The sequence below is a fragment of the Sphingomicrobium astaxanthinifaciens genome, assembly GCF_022865105.1.
GTDB lineage: Bacteria > Pseudomonadota > Alphaproteobacteria > Sphingomonadales > Sphingomonadaceae > Sphingomicrobium > Sphingomicrobium astaxanthinifaciens.
Genome location: NZ_JAKNYM010000002.1, coordinates 1112254 through 1125416 on the forward strand (window position 1 = coordinate 1112254; position 13163 = coordinate 1125416).

The following is a 13163-nucleotide window of genomic DNA, read 5'->3' on the forward strand; positions in this document are numbered from 1 at the left end:
CGCGCGGCGGGCGTTAACCCGATGCCAAGATCGGCGGGTTAATCGCGGGCGTCGTTGATTCCGCGTAACGAGGAGGATGCCGATGTTCGGGCGCCGCAAGACCCCGCCGACCCCGCCGCAACAGCCGCCGGGTGGCGACAAGCCCGGACATGCGCATGTGCTGGCGCATCTCGACCGGGAGGAGGCCGACAAGCCTTATCAACGCACCCAGCTGGTCGGCAACATCCTGTTCGAAACCACGCAGGAAGCCGTCGCGCAGGATGGCCGCATTCGTGTCGAGAATGTCATCGTGACGCTCGCGTCGATCGGCGGGCAGCAATGCCTCGCCCCGCTGCTCCAGCGGCTCGCCGAAGAAGGCAAGCAGCTGCAGGACGTCGGCATGACCGTGCTCAAGGGCGATGACGGTCACCTCTATTTCTTCGGTGACCTGCCCAACCAGATGCTTGCCGAAAAGCAGACCTCGCTCATCAGCCTCGCCTTTGGCGCGGCGGCGCAGATCGGCGCCAGGGTCAGCGTCGAGATGATCATGCAAGAGATGAAGACGGTGGCGCAAAAAGCGGGGACGGGGGATGCCTTCCTCGAGCTCGACCTGCCGCCGCAGCACCAGGTCGACAGCCCGCTCGAGATCGTCGCAGCTTTCGGGCCCCGGCTGGTCGAGATTTGCGACCTCTATCGCGTGCCGCCGCTCGATCGGCAGGTTGCCTTCGGGTTCGCGCTGCAGCGGGTGCTGACCATGACCAAGGGCGTGATCGATCCCGACCTTGCGGTGAGCATCATCCTGCAGGCGGCGGTGCGGGCGTCGAAGATCGATCCCAACCGGGTCGCGCAGCGGCGCTCGGAGATGCTCCGCTAGGCGCTCGGCGGCAACGGGGTCAGGACGGCCTCGACGGCGGGGCCCCAGGCCTGGCTTTGGCCGACCCAGCCGAGCTGGGTCTCGGCAGACACGCGGTTGATCGCCATCTGCGGCTTGTTGCCGGGGTGGATGGCGCGGCGCAGCGGGCGTTCGGCGGCGGGGAGCATGGCGATCTCGGCGATGGCGCGCGGCACGTCCATCGGGTCGGCGCTGCGGCCCGAGCCGTCCTCGGTGCCCATGCGCGCGACCATCTCGGGATAGCCCGCGGCATGGACGGGCTCGATGCGCTCTTTCAGGGCCGTGTTGTAGATGTTGCGGTTCTTTCAGATCTCGGTGGGATAGCCGCCGGGCTGAAGGATGGTGACGCCGAGGCCATGGGGCTGGATCTCGTAGGCGAGCTGTTCGGCCATGGCCTCGACCGCGAACTTGGTGGCGCAATAATGGCCCGCGCCCGGGGCGATGACGCGGCCCAGTTGCGAGGAGACGAAGAAGAGGTGGCCGCTGCCTGCCTCGCGCATCATCGGCAGGAAGGCGCGCGCGACGCGGTGATGGCCCATGACATTGGTATCGAACTGGAGGCGGATGGCCTCTTCGTCCTGCACTTCCACGGGGCCGGTGATGCCGATGCCCGCATTGTTGACGAGGATGTCGAGCCCGCCGTCCTCGGCCACCTTGGCGGCGACGCCCGCGACCTCGTTTGGGCGGAGCACGTCGAGCGCGAGGGTGCGCAGGTCGAGCGCCTCGGCCTCGGCGACCTGCGTCAGCTCGGCCGCTTCGATGCGGGGCATGTTGCGCATGGTGGCATAGACGGTGGCACCGGCACGGGCGAAGTGGAGCGCGGTGAGGCGGCCGAAGCCCGAGGAACAGCCGGTAACGAGGATACGATTGCCTGCGAGCGCGCCGGGCGCTGCGGCGGCGCTACCGGGGAGGCTGGCGGCAAGGCCGGTGGCGGCAGCGGCCTGCATCAGCTGGCGGCGGGTGAGGGTAGGCATGACGCGTCTCCTGCTAAATCGCAGGGCAGCCTAGGTCTTCCTCAGGCGAAATTGAAGCTGATCGAGAGGCGCTCGGTCTCGCCATGGTTGGGGAGCACCTCGTGGCGCAGGAAGCTTTCCCAGAGCAGCAGCGTTCCGGCCCGCGGGCGCAGCGTGACGAACGGCTGGAGATGCTCGGGCGCATCCTCCTCGCGCAAGGGCGCGGCCATCATCATCGGCAGCCGCGGGTCCTCGAAGCGGATCGCGCCCGCGCCCTCGGGGATGTCGACGTAGAGCGTGCCCGACAGGACGCTGTGCGGGTGGATGTGCGCGCTGTGGTGCGCGCCGGGGTCCATGAGGTTGACCCAGAGATGATCGAGCGTGGGTCGATGGTCCCAGCCGAGTTCCTTCGCGAAGGCTCGCGCATGCTTCTCGAGCAAGGGCACGAGGTCGCCGATCGCGGGGTCGCGGGTGGGCAGGTCATCGAGGCTGGCGTAGCTGGTATAGCCCCAATAGTCCTTTTCCTCGGCCCAGCGCTGTCCTGCCTCGTCATCCTCGGCGAGGCTGCGCACGGTGCGGGCGAGCGCGGCGAGGTCGACCTTCAGCGGGGCCTCGTAGAGCGGGGAGGCGAAGAGGAGGCGGGTGCGGCTCATTCGCCCTGCCGCAGCGCGATGTCGTTCATGAAGCGGGCAAGATCGCGCTCGGCGAGCCATTCGGCCTCGCTCGCGATCGCGCCGAGCATGTGGACGAGATCGTCGATCTCGGCCTTGGCATAATTGCCGAGCACGTGGCCGGTGACGCGCTCTTTCGCGCCGGGATGGCCGATGCCGATGCGCACGCGGGTGAAGTCGGGGCCGAGGTGCCGGTTGATCGAGCGCAGCCCGTTGTGCCCGGCGAGCCCGCCGCCGACGCGCGCCTTGACCTTCATCGGCGCCAGGTCGAGCTCGTCGTGGAAGACGGTAAGGTCGTCCGCGCCCAGCTTGTAGAAGTCGAGCGCGGCGCGGACCGACCCGCCGCTCTCGTTCATGTAGGTGGCGGGCTTCAAGAGCAGGAGCTTGTGGCGGCCGATGCGTCCCTCGCGCACCTCGCCGCGAAACTGCTTTTTCGGCGGCGAGAAGCCGTACATCTCGGCGATCGTGTCGACCGCCATGAAGCCGACATTGTGCCGGTGCATCCGATATTTCTCGCCCGGATTGCCGAGCCCCACCCACATCTGCATGCGGGCGGGCTTAGCCCAATCGCGCGCGCCGACCAAGCGGTCAGCTCGAGAGGAACAGGGCGACGAGGAAGAGCATGAGGTTGGCGATCAGGAGATAGGTGCGGGCGCGGGCGATCCGGGCGGTCCGGATCGCCAGCACGAGCGGCGCGAGGAAGATGGCGAGCACCACCAGGCGGTACAGCCAGTCGGAGGCCAGGTCCTCGCCGAACACCACGACATCGGCGAAGAAGGTGATGAAGCCGACCAGCCCGACCGACTTTGCGCGATGCCGCATGAACCAGGCATCGAGATCGTCCTGCTCTTCGCTCGCGCCGGGGAAGGCGAAACTGGCGGCGAGGTAGAAGGCGACCGACAGGACAAGCGCGATCAGGATGTTGAGGAGCGAGACCTCGAAGCGGTGCTGGTTGTTGTACAGATTCCAGAAGATGACCACGAGGTTCTGGAGGAGGAGGAGCGCGACCAGCGGGGTCAGCCACCCGATCGCGCGCGCATGGCGCTTGAGCGCGTCGGCGAGCCCCTGCGCGATCTCGACCAGCGCGAGGCCGAGCGGGATGACGCACACCAGCGCCAGATATTCGAAATCGTTCACGCCACCCCCCACAACGCCCTGCGCCGGGAAGCATGGCCTGCCGCGCCCCAAAAGAAAAGCGCCGCCCACCCCGGCGGGGTGGACGGCGCCCTTGTCTTCGCGAGGAAGGAAAGCGCGGGCTTATTCGCCCTTGTCGGCGTCGCCCTCGGCGGCGCCGTCTTCGCCTTCGTCACCGGACTGCTCGGTCGCGGGGACCTCGTCGGCGGCGACTTCCTCTTCACCTTCCTTGTCGTCCTGGCTCTTCATGGCCGAGGGGGCGACGAGGGTGGCGATGGTGTAGTCGCGGTCGATCGCGTTGGTCGCGCCGTCGGGCAGCTCGACCGAGTTGATGTGGATCGAATCGCCGATGTCGAGACCGGCGAGGCTGATCACGATCTCGTCGGGGATCTTGGCCGCGTCGCAGAGCAGCTCGAGCTCGTGACGCACGACGTTGAGCACGCCGCCGCGCTTCATGCCCTTCGATTCCTCTTCGTCGACGAAGCGGACCGGGACCTGCACCTCGACCGAGGCGCCCTTGGCGAGGCGGAAGAAGTCGACGTGGATCGGACGGCTGGTGACCGGGTGGAACTGGACGTCCTTGGGCAGGGTACGGTGCTTGTCCTTGCCGACGGTCAGTTCGACCACCGAGTTCATGAAGTGCCCGGTTTCCATCATCTTGCGGAGGAGCTTCTCCTCGACATGGACACCCAGCGGTTCCTTCTTGCCACCATAGATCACGGCGGGGACCCGGCCCTCGCGGCGCAGTGCACGGGCGGCTCCCTTGCCGGTCCCTTCGCGCAGCTCGGCGGGCAGCGTCAGCTGATCGCTCATAGTCTTCTTCCTTATATATCTGTTGCGAGACGAGAAATTTCGTCGCGTTCGCCCACGCCTCCAGGGATGACCATGGGACGAACCGGCGCGCTATAGGGGGCAAGGCCCTCGGATGCAAGGGAAAGCCGGGCGCGGCGGGGCCCCTCCCGGTCAGTCGATCGGGCGCAGCGGCAACCCGCGGGCGCGCACCTCGTCGATCACCGAGCGCGCGCCCGCCAGGTGCCCCGCGCCGACCGCGACGAACAGCGTGCCGGGGGCCGCGAGCCGGGTCTCGATCCAGTCGACCCAGCGCCGGTTGCGGGCATAGAGGAGATGCTCGAGATATTCCTCGGTGAGGCGCGCATCGCGCGCGGCATCGCGGCGGTCGAAGGCGCCCCCCGTGGCGGCGAGATGGGCGGCGATGTCGAGCGGGACGCCGGTGCGCCACTGCTCGAGCATCGCGTCCCAGCCCGCGCCCGCGAAGGCCCCGGCGGCGTGCCCCTCGCGCCGCGCCGCGAACCAGCTGTCGAGCCAGGCAGCTTGCAGTTCGAGCGAATAGGCGTCGGACATCTGGATCTGGAAGGCGAGCGTCTCGAGCGCCGAGTGCGGCTTGCCTGCCGCCTCGAACTGCAGCGCGAGCTCGTGCTCCACCCCGCTGTCGGCGCCCGCCTCGGCGCCGACGAGCAGCCCGTCGAGGAGGAATTCGGCGAGCGCCCAGGTGTCGATCTTGTCGTAGAAGCTCTCGGGCAGCGGCATCGGCTGTCGCGCCAGCAGCCGGTCGAGCGTGGCATGGTGCGCCGGGTCGAGCCGCGCGCGCAGCGGCGGGTTGGCGGGGTCGAAGGCGACCTCGGCGAGCAGCCCGACGATGGCCAGCGGGCCCGGGTCGGTGCGCACCTCGGTGACGAGTTCGTCGGCGGCCGCGATCGCGCGGGTGACGCGCGCGTCCTGCCAGCAGGTCGTGGACGCCAGCAGGTGGACCGTCCCGAACAGGTAGATGGTCGTGTCCGCGTCCTCGACCGCCCAGAGCGCGGGGCGGGGCGGGGGCTCGGTCCCGCTGAAGCAGGGGCCCGCGGGGTCGATCTTGCGCGCGATCAGCTCCACGCTCGGTTGCGCCGCGGCGGGCGCGGCCGCCAGCGCGGCGGCCAGCAGCGCGACGAGGGGGCGCCGCGCGCCGCGCACCCCCGCGCCCCCGCTCACTCGTCGAGCCGGGTCACCGGATGCCCGGCCGCCTCGAGCATCAGCAGCAGGCTGTCGCCCCCCGCCAGATGCCCCGCGCCGACCGCGACGAAGACGGTCCCGGGGGTGTCGAGCCGCGCCGCGATCCAGTCGGCCCAGTCGCGGTTGCGCCGGGTCAGGATGGCGCTGCGGATTTCGGTGCCCATCGGCATGCCTTCGTTGAAGGTCGCGGCGATGGCGTCGGTGTCGCCGCGGGTCCAGGCCGCGAGCATCGCGCCGAAGGCGGCCTTGGTCTGTTCGTCCGAGACGATCACCGATTCGAGGAAGTCGCGCTGCGCCTCGAGCGAGAGCGTGTCGAAATAGGTGAGCTGCTGCTCGTTGGTCTCGAGCTGCTCGATCGCCTTGCCCTGGAGCGCGAAGGCCGCGCGCAGGTCGGTCTCGACCCCGGCCTCAGCGGTCAGCCCCAGCTGGGTCGCGGTCAGCCCGAACAGCGTGAGCCCCGCGGCCCAGCTTTCCATCAGGTCGAAGGCGCTCTCGGGCAGCCCGCTGCGGGCGATCTTCTGGCGCAGCAGCGGGCGCTTGGCGGGGGCGACCCGCTGGACGATCGGGGGCAGGTCCTGCGCCATCCCCATCCGCGCCATCAGGAGCCCGAGCGCCTCGGGCTCGTCGCGATCGATGATCGTTTCGACGACCAGCGTGTCGCTCGCCGCGATCGCGCTGTCGATCGTCGGGGTGCGCCACTCATAGTCTTCGGGGAGGAGGTGGAAGGTGCCGAACAGGTAGATGGTGGTATCGTCGTCGCGCGTGACCCACAGCGCGGGGTCGATCGCGTCGGTGGTGTCGGCGGCGCTGCGCGCCTCGCCGACCGGGATCGCGGCGGCGCGGTCATAATCGTCGAGCCCGCGATCGACCGCCGCGCACCCCGCGAGCGCAACCGCCAGCAGCGCGGGTCCAAGGGTCTTGCCGATCGTCATCGTCGCTCTCCTCCTGATGTCCCCGACGCGGCGGGGCCCCAACGAAACAAGGGCGCCTTCCCCACGGAAAGCGCCCCTGCTCGCCGGTCGTGCCGGTCAGGATGCTAGTTCACGCGACGCGACGCAATGCCTTTGTCGGTGAGGAAGCGCTGGACGCTGTCGGCGCCCATGAGGTGGCCCGCGCCGACCGCGACGAACACGGTGCCGGGGGCGTCCATGCGCGCGTCGATCCACTCCGCCCAGTCGGCATTGCGCTCGGTCAGGAGCGCCTCGTAGAAGGCGGCGCTGCTGTCGTTCATCTCGGCGAACAGCTCGGCGAAGACCGCCTCGTCGCCGCTCTTCCACGCGGCCAGCATGGTCTCGAGCGTGTCGTCCATCTCGTCGAGCTCAAGCAGCATTTCCTCGAGCAGCCTGATCTGCTCGGCCTCGTCGATCTTGACGGTGAACAGCGCCAGCTGCTCCTCCATCGTCTCGAGCTCGGTGATCGGCTTGCCGTCGGCATTGGCGGCGGTGATGATCGCCTTGTCGACCCCGAGGCCTTCCTCGAACCCCATCTTGGGCATCAGCCCGGCGGTCAGCGCGGCGCTGGCAAAGCCCGGCTTGAACATGTCGAAGGCCTGCGCTGGCGCGCCCATCTCGGCGAGCGTGGCGTGCAGCTCGGTGCGCGCTTGCGCCGACAGCTTGGCGGACAGCGGGGTGCCCGACCGGTCGACCGCATATTGCATGATGATCGGCTGCATCTCGGCGGGATCGGTCGGCGGGACCAGTTCGACCACCACCTCGTCGGCGGCATCGTAGGAGGTGCGGACCTCGTCGTTGAACCAGTCGACCCCCGGCTTCATCGCGTGGAAGGTGCCGAACAGGTAGATGGTGGTGTCCTCGTCCTCGACCACCCACAGCGCGGGATCGGCATCGACCGCGACGAGCGCGTCGGCGGCGGCGGCATCGGCGTTGGCAGCGGCGACGGCATGGTCGTCGGCCAGCGCGGGCGCCGCGGCGAGCGACAGGGCGGCCAGCGCGGTGCCGGCAAGGGTCTGGATACGCATCTTCATCTCTATTCCTTTCGGGTTTAAAACTTCTCGACAATTCATTTTCGGATCAATGGGAAGCGGTTAGCGCGCGGGGTGGCAAGGGGCGGCGCGACCGTTCGCCCCGCTTTTCGACCAACGGCGCGCGATCTTGCGCCCCTTGTGGCCGCCGCGCCACGGTGCGCCCCGCGCGCCGCGCGTCAGCGGAAACGGTGGAAGACATAGCCCGCGACCAGCGGCGCGAAAAAGCCGAGCCAGAGCACCTCGTGCCCGGGCTCGGGGACAAGGCCGCCCTTCCACAGCGCGTACCAGGCGGGGTAGCCGCACAGCAGGACGAACCCGCCGACCTGCATGCCGAACGCCTGGTGCGCCATCTCGAGCTCGTCCGCGGTACGGGTCGCGGTGAGCATCAGCAGCGGCATCACGACGAGCACGCCCGCCGCCACCGCGATGGCGAAGCCGGTGGGCCACTCGCGGCCCTCGGCGAACGCGTCCTCGCCGCCTACCGACAGGAGGCCGAAACCGATGCCCATTCCCATGCCGAGGAGCAGCGCGAGAGCGATGACGATCTTCTGCAGCCGGACGCGGCGCGCCTCGCGCCGTTCGCCGGGCGAAGCGGTAGGGGGCGTTGCATCCATCAGTCGGATCCTTTGCAAGCGCGGCGGGCCGCGGGAAGGGGGTCAGCCCTGGTCATCGAAAATCTCCTCGATCGGCTTGCCGAACAGCCGCGCGATCCTGAAGGCGAGGGGGAGCGAGGGGTCGTGCTTGCCGGTCTCGATGGCGTTGACTGCCTGGCGCGAGACCTCGAGCCGCCCGGCCAGTTCGGCCTGGCTCCAGCCGTGCACGGCGCGCAGCACCCTGAGCTGGTTCTTCACCGCGTCGATCAGGCGAGGCCGGCGAGCAGCTGCCCGAGCGCATAGCCCGCGCCGAACAGGACGAGCCCGGTAAACAGCGCCAGCGCGATGCCGCTGCGCCAATCCAGCTTGAGTTCGATGGTCATGTTGTCGGTCCCCGTTGTCATGTTGTGCTGACACTATGTCGCGATTCGCTGACACTTGTCAAGACAAGCTGACAAATTGTCGCGTTAACCGAACTTTTTGGCAGGAAAGCGCGACTTGCTTGACCTCGGCCACGCCACCCGCCAAAGCCACGATCATCATGCTGAGCTTCCAAGACCTTATCCTGCGCCTGCACGCCTATTGGGGCGCGCAGGGCTGCGCGATCCTCCAGCCCTATGACATGGAGATGGGGGCGGGGACCTTCCATCCGGCGACCACGCTGCGCGCGCTGGGACCCAGGCTCTGGAAGGCGGCCTATGTGCAGCCGTGCCGCCGCCCGACCGACGGGCGCTATGGCGAGAACCCCAACCGGCTGGGGCATTATTACCAGTACCAGGTCATGCTGAAGCCCAGCCCCGAGAACCTCCAGGAGCTCTATCTCGGCAGCCTCTCCGAAATCGGGATCGATCCCTTGAAGCACGACATCCGCTTCGTCGAGGACGACTGGGAAAGCCCGACGCTGGGCGCCTGGGGGCTGGGCTGGGAAGTGTGGTGCGACGGCATGGAGGTGACGCAGTTCACCTATTTCCAGCAGGTTGGCGGCTTCGACTGCAAGCCGGTGGCGGGCGAGCTGACCTACGGGCTCGAGCGGCTGGCGATGTATATCCAGGGCGTCGACAATGTCTTCGACCTCGCCTTCAACAACGACGGCACCACCTATCGCGACGTCTTCCTCGAGAATGAAAAGCAGATGAGCAAATATCATTTCGAGGTGGCCGACACCGAGATGCTGTTCGATGCCTTCAAGAAGGCGGCGGGGGAAGCCGAGAACTGCCTGCGCAACGCGGTGCCGCTGGCCGCCTACGAGCAGGCGATCAAGGCGAGCCATATCTTCAACACGCTGCAGGCGCGCGGGGTCATCTCGGTCGCCGAGCGGCAGGCCTATATCGGCCGCGTGCGCGACCTCGCGAAGGGGGCTTGCGCCGCCTGGCTCGAGCATGAGCTGGAGGAGGCGGGCCGATGACCGACTTCCTGCTCGAACTCTTCTCCGAGGAAATCCCCGCGCGGATGCAGGCGAAGGCGAGGATGGACCTCGAGCGGCTCTTCACCGCGCAGCTCGCCGAGGCGGGGCTGGAGGCGGACAGCATCCGCACCTACTCGACCCCGCGGCGGCTGGCGCTGATCGCGAGCGGGCTGCCGGGCGAGACCGAGGCGGTGCGCGAGGAGACCAAGGGTCCGCCGACGGCGGCGCCCGAACAGGCGGTCGAGGGCTTCCTGCGCAAGGTGGGGCTCACCAAGGACCAGCTCGAGGTGCGCGACGTGAAGGGGCGCGAGACCTATTTCGCGGTGGTCGACAAGCCGGGGCAGCCCACCGCCGACATCCTCGGCCCGGCGATCGCCAATATCGTGCGCGACTTTCCGTGGCCCAAGTCGATGCGCTGGGGCGCGGCCTCGGGCGCGGAGGGCGCGCTGCGCTGGGTGCGTCCGTTGCACCGGATCGTCGCGCTGCTGGGCGAGGACATCGTGCCGGTCGACGTGGAGGGGGTGACCTGCGGCGCGGCCAGCCTCGGCCACCGCTTCCACCACCCGCACGAGATCACCTTCGGCGGCGCGCACGACTATGTCGAGAAGCTGCGCATGGCGCATGTGCTGGTCGACCATGAGGAGCGCGAGGCGATCGTGCGCGACGGCGCCAAGAAGGCCGCCGCGGCGGCGGGCTATACGCTGATCGAGGACGAGGGGCTGGTGATCGAGAATGCGGGGCTGACCGAATGGCCGGTGCCGCTCCTGGGCAATTTCGACCCCGACTTCCTCGACGTGCCCGAGGAGGTGATCCAGCTGACCGCGCGCACCGACCAGAAATATTTCGTGATGCGCGATGGCGAGGGGCGACTGGCGCCCGCCTTCATCTGCACCGCCAATATCGAGAGCAGCGACCCGCAGGCGGTGGTCGACGGCAACCAGCGCGTGCTCGCCGCGCGGCTGAGCGATGCGCGCTTCTTTTGGGAAAACGACCTCAAGGCCAGCCTCGGCGATCTCGCGCGCGATCTCAATCGCAGCGTCTTCTTCGAAGGGCTCGGCAGCTATGCCGAGAAGGCCGAGCGCATCGCCGTGCTGGCGGGCAAGGTCGCGACCCATGTCGACGGCGTTGATCCGCACGAAGCCGAAGAGGCGGCGCGGCTGGCCAAGGCCGACCTGACCAGCGGCACGGTGGGCGAGTTCCCCGAATTGCAGGGCGTGATCGGTGGCTACCTCGCCCGCGACCTCAGTTCGGAACAGGCCGAGGCGATCGCCTACCAGTATCGCGACGACCCGCCGGGCAAGCTGGCGCAGGTCGTCGGCCTCGCCGACCGGCTCGACACGCTCGTCGCCTTTTTTGCCAAGGGGCAGAAGCCGACCGGTTCGAAGGATCCCTTCGCACTGCGCCGCGCCGCGCTGCATTCGATCAAGATTATCACCGACAACGACCTTCGCGTGCCGCTGTCGAAGGCGTTCGAGGAGGCCGCCAAGGGGGTGCCCGGCGCCGAGCTCGACGGCGAGGAACTGCTCGCCTTCTTTGCCGACCGCCTCAAGGTGCAGCAGCGCGAGGCGGGGGTACGGCACGACCTCATCGACGCGGTGTTCGCGCTGGGCGGGGAGGACGATCTCGTCCGCTTGCTCGCGCGGGTGAAGGCGCTGCAGGCGTTCGTCGAGACCGAGGCGGGGGGCGACCTGCTCGCCGCCTACAAGCGCGCCGCCAACATCCTCAAGAAGGAGGGGGTGGAAGGCTCCGGCGCGATCCCCGGCAGCGTCGAGCAGACGGGCGAGGAAGACCCGCTCGCGCTGGTCGGCGAGAGCGCGGGCTTCGACCATGCGGTGGCGCAGTGGGACCATGAGACGCTCGCGGGCGAGGAAGCCGCGCTGGCCGATGCGCTGGTGAAGGCCGGCCCGGTCGCGGCCCAGGCGCTCGAGGAAGAGGATTTCACCACCGCGATGGAGGCGCTGGCGTCCTTGCGCGGGCCGATCGACGCCTTCTTCGACAAGGTGACGGTCAACTCCGAGGTGCCCGAGGAACGCGCGCGCCGGCTCGGGCTGCTCGCGCGGTTCCGCAGCCTCGCCGACAGCATCGCCGACTTCGGCCGCATCGAGGGCTAGGCGGGCTCAGTCGGCGGGGTCGGCCCGGCCCTCGCTGCGCAACGCGGCGGCGCGCAGGCTGTCCTTCTCGCGCCATTCCTTCTCGGCGGCGGCATAGTCGGCCTCGACCGCCTCGCGGCGCTCCTTCTCGGCGCGATAGCGCTCCTTCCACTTGCGCCCGCCGCCGGCGAGCAGGAAGGCGCCGATGATCAGCCCCATCACGAAGACGAGCCCGATGATGATCCACTGGTCCTGCGTGAATTGCGTCATCTCTTTTCCCCTTTGCTCGCCAACCGCGAAGGGGGGCGGGGAGTTCCCATAACGCGCCCGCAACGAGCCGCGCGCGCGGGGGAGGGGCGAACGAAAACTGCCGCCCCGGGCCCGTAGGCTCGAGGCGGCAGCTCCTTCCCCCCACCAGGGAAGCTCGGGCGATCGCGGAGCCTATTTGCTGATGAAGCTATCCGAGATCGAACAGGCGGCCGGGCCGAGAATGACGACGAACAGGCACGGCAGGATGAAGAGGATGAGCGGGACGGTCATGATCGCGGGCAGGCGCGCGGCCTTTTCCTCGGCGCGCATCATCCGCTGGTTGCGGAATTCGGCCGACAGGACGCGCAGCGCGCTGGCGAGCGGGGTGCCGTATTTCTCGGTCTGGATCATGGTCGTCACGACCCCGCGCACCGCCTCGAGATCAACGCGGTTGGCGAGGTTCTCGAACGCCTGGCGCCGTTCGTTGAGGAAGCCCAGCTCGATCGCGGTGAGGCCGAACTCGTCGCCCAGTTCGGGATAGGCCTTGCCCAGTTCCTTGGCGACGCGGTTGAAGGCGGCATCGACGGTCAGCCCTGCCTCGGCGCAGATCACGAGCAGGTCGAGCGCGTCGGGCAGGCCCTTCTGGATCGCCTTCGAGCGCTTGTCGACGCGGTTGTCGAGCCACATGTCGGGGGCCTTGTAGGCGAGCCCGACGGTGCCCGCGACGGCGAGATATTTCTTGAGCGCCGACCAGTCGGGCTTGATGTCGACGACATAGATCAGCACCACCGCCACGATGCCGAGCACGACCGGCAGTACGAAGCGCGCGAAGATGATGAAATAGGCCAGTTCCTTCGAGCGGATCCCGGCCTGCCCAAGGCGCTTCTGCGCCTTTTCGACCTGTTCGCCCTGGAGCATCTTGAACGAGGCGAGCAGCCCGCGCACGCGGTCGGCGGCCTGGTTCTTGTTGGTCAGTTTCTTGCGCTTGTTGGTCGAGGCGACGATGCCCGCCTTGAGCTGTTCGCGGCGGTCGTTCAGCGCCTTGACGCGCTTGGCCATCGGGTCCTTCACGGTGGTCGCGGCATAGACCGCGACGAGCACCGCGAAGACCGCGACCGCCGAGAGCAGCGTGGCGACCCACATGACGTCGACGCCGAGGAGGGTGGGACCGGTGGTTTCCATTGTCTCTCTCTTCTTCCCGCG

The 13163-nt window shown here is 68.5% G+C and carries 16 protein-coding genes; 3 read left to right on the plus strand and 13 right to left on the minus strand.

Translation table 11 applies throughout. The features are described 5' to 3' along the window. The first annotated feature begins 82 nt into the window (after positions 1-82). Positions 83-853 carry a hypothetical protein gene (locus tag L8951_RS09570; RefSeq protein ID WP_244382810.1) on the plus strand — a complete coding sequence of 257 codons (771 nt, stop codon included), beginning with the start codon at positions 83-85 and terminating at the stop codon, positions 851-853. Here L8951_RS09570 and L8951_RS09575 read toward each other — a convergent pair. From L8951_RS09575 to L8951_RS09625, 11 genes are all read right to left on the minus strand, one after another. Then, on the minus strand, positions 850-1104 hold the full coding sequence (locus L8951_RS09575; RefSeq protein ID WP_244382811.1) for a hypothetical protein: 255 nt from the start codon (positions 1102-1104) through the stop codon (positions 850-852). The genes L8951_RS09570 and L8951_RS09575 overlap by 4 nt on opposite strands. A 72-nt stretch (positions 1105-1176) precedes the next feature. Continuing rightward, complete coding sequence (locus tag L8951_RS09580) at positions 1177-1845, minus strand: SDR family oxidoreductase (RefSeq protein WP_244382812.1); 669 nt, start codon at positions 1843-1845, stop codon at positions 1177-1179. A 41-nt stretch (positions 1846-1886) separates the two neighbouring features. Then, positions 1887-2477 (minus strand): TIGR02466 family protein, encoded by a 591-nt coding sequence (locus L8951_RS09585; RefSeq protein ID WP_244382813.1) that lies wholly within the window; start codon positions 2475-2477, stop codon positions 1887-1889. After that, on the minus strand, positions 2474-3043 hold the full coding sequence (pth, locus tag L8951_RS09590; protein ID WP_244382814.1) for an aminoacyl-tRNA hydrolase: 570 nt from the start codon (positions 3041-3043) through the stop codon (positions 2474-2476). The genes L8951_RS09585 and pth overlap by 4 nt, the downstream gene beginning before the upstream one ends. 40 nt (positions 3044-3083) lie before the next feature. Then, entirely contained in the window at positions 3084-3632 is a 549-nt protein-coding gene (locus tag L8951_RS09595) for a hypothetical protein (RefSeq protein WP_244382815.1), read from the minus strand. A gap of 120 nt (positions 3633-3752) precedes the next feature. After that, positions 3753-4442, minus strand: coding sequence for a 50S ribosomal protein L25/general stress protein Ctc (locus tag L8951_RS09600; RefSeq protein WP_244382816.1), 690 nt, complete (start codon positions 4440-4442; stop codon positions 3753-3755). 150 nt (positions 4443-4592) lie between these two features. Beyond that, positions 4593-5618, minus strand: coding sequence for a TraB/GumN family protein (locus tag L8951_RS09605; protein ID WP_244382817.1), 1026 nt, complete (start codon positions 5616-5618; stop codon positions 4593-4595). Continuing rightward, the gene (locus L8951_RS09610) at positions 5615-6571 is read right to left on the minus strand and encodes a TraB/GumN family protein (protein ID WP_244382818.1); all 957 of its coding nucleotides are present in this window, start codon (positions 6569-6571) and stop codon (positions 5615-5617) included. The genes L8951_RS09605 and L8951_RS09610 overlap by 4 nt, the downstream gene beginning before the upstream one ends. Positions 6572-6675: 104 nt before the next feature. Further along, positions 6676-7623, minus strand: a complete 948-nt coding sequence (locus L8951_RS09615) for a TraB/GumN family protein (RefSeq protein WP_244382819.1) — start codon at positions 7621-7623, stop codon at positions 6676-6678. A gap of 176 nt (positions 7624-7799) precedes the next feature. After that, a complete protein-coding gene (locus L8951_RS09620) occupies positions 7800-8237 on the minus strand; it encodes a hypothetical protein (protein WP_244382821.1) in 438 nt (145 codons plus the stop codon). 42 nt (positions 8238-8279) lie between these two features. Beyond that, positions 8280-8474, minus strand: a complete 195-nt coding sequence (locus L8951_RS09625; RefSeq protein ID WP_244382822.1) for a helix-turn-helix transcriptional regulator — start codon at positions 8472-8474, stop codon at positions 8280-8282. A gap of 283 nt (positions 8475-8757) precedes the next feature. Between L8951_RS09625 and L8951_RS09630 the strand changes: the two genes are divergently transcribed. Both L8951_RS09630 and glyS read left to right on the plus strand, forming a co-directional pair. Next, on the plus strand, positions 8758-9621 hold the full coding sequence (locus L8951_RS09630) for a glycine--tRNA ligase subunit alpha (RefSeq protein WP_244382823.1): 864 nt from the start codon (positions 8758-8760) through the stop codon (positions 9619-9621). Beyond that, positions 9618-11732 carry a glycine--tRNA ligase subunit beta gene (gene glyS / locus L8951_RS09635; RefSeq protein ID WP_244382824.1) on the plus strand — a complete coding sequence of 705 codons (2115 nt, stop codon included), beginning with the start codon at positions 9618-9620 and terminating at the stop codon, positions 11730-11732. The genes L8951_RS09630 and glyS overlap by 4 nt, the downstream gene beginning before the upstream one ends. A 6-nt stretch (positions 11733-11738) precedes the next feature. Here glyS and L8951_RS09640 read toward each other — a convergent pair whose 3' ends face one another. After that, positions 11739-11981: a hypothetical protein gene (locus L8951_RS09640; RefSeq protein ID WP_244382825.1), complete on the minus strand. Its 243-nt coding sequence runs from the start codon at positions 11979-11981 to the stop codon at positions 11739-11741. A gap of 171 nt (positions 11982-12152) precedes the next feature. Then, complete coding sequence (locus L8951_RS09645) at positions 12153-13142, minus strand: type II secretion system F family protein (protein WP_244382826.1); 990 nt, start codon at positions 13140-13142, stop codon at positions 12153-12155. Positions 13143-13163 lie beyond the last annotated feature (21 nt).

What these genes read in the sequence shown, in the direction of transcription:
- L8951_RS09570 (WP_244382810.1), top strand. Translation starts at nt 83, where the DNA reads ATGTTCGGGCGCCGCAAGACCCCGCCGACCCCGCCGCAACAGCCGCCG.
- L8951_RS09575 (WP_244382811.1), bottom strand. Translation starts at nt 1,104, where the DNA reads ATGGTCGCGCGCATGGGCACCGAGGACGGCTCGGGCCGCAGCGCCGAC.
- L8951_RS09580 (WP_244382812.1), bottom strand. Translation starts at nt 1,845, where the DNA reads ATGCCTACCCTCACCCGCCGCCAGCTGATGCAGGCCGCTGCCGCCACC.
- L8951_RS09585 (WP_244382813.1), bottom strand. Translation starts at nt 2,477, where the DNA reads ATGAGCCGCACCCGCCTCCTCTTCGCCTCCCCGCTCTACGAGGCCCCG.
- pth (WP_244382814.1), bottom strand. Translation starts at nt 3,043, where the DNA reads ATGCAGATGTGGGTGGGGCTCGGCAATCCGGGCGAGAAATATCGGATG.
- L8951_RS09600 (WP_244382816.1), bottom strand. Translation starts at nt 4,442, where the DNA reads ATGAGCGATCAGCTGACGCTGCCCGCCGAGCTGCGCGAAGGGACCGGC.
- L8951_RS09610 (WP_244382818.1), bottom strand. Translation starts at nt 6,571, where the DNA reads ATGACGATCGGCAAGACCCTTGGACCCGCGCTGCTGGCGGTTGCGCTC.
- L8951_RS09615 (WP_244382819.1), bottom strand. Translation starts at nt 7,623, where the DNA reads ATGAAGATGCGTATCCAGACCCTTGCCGGCACCGCGCTGGCCGCCCTG.
- L8951_RS09620 (WP_244382821.1), bottom strand. Translation starts at nt 8,237, where the DNA reads ATGGATGCAACGCCCCCTACCGCTTCGCCCGGCGAACGGCGCGAGGCG.
- L8951_RS09630 (WP_244382823.1), top strand. Translation starts at nt 8,758, where the DNA reads ATGCTGAGCTTCCAAGACCTTATCCTGCGCCTGCACGCCTATTGGGGC.
- glyS (WP_244382824.1), top strand. Translation starts at nt 9,618, where the DNA reads ATGACCGACTTCCTGCTCGAACTCTTCTCCGAGGAAATCCCCGCGCGG.
- L8951_RS09640 (WP_244382825.1), bottom strand. Translation starts at nt 11,981, where the DNA reads ATGACGCAATTCACGCAGGACCAGTGGATCATCATCGGGCTCGTCTTC.
- L8951_RS09645 (WP_244382826.1), bottom strand. Translation starts at nt 13,142, where the DNA reads ATGGAAACCACCGGTCCCACCCTCCTCGGCGTCGACGTCATGTGGGTC.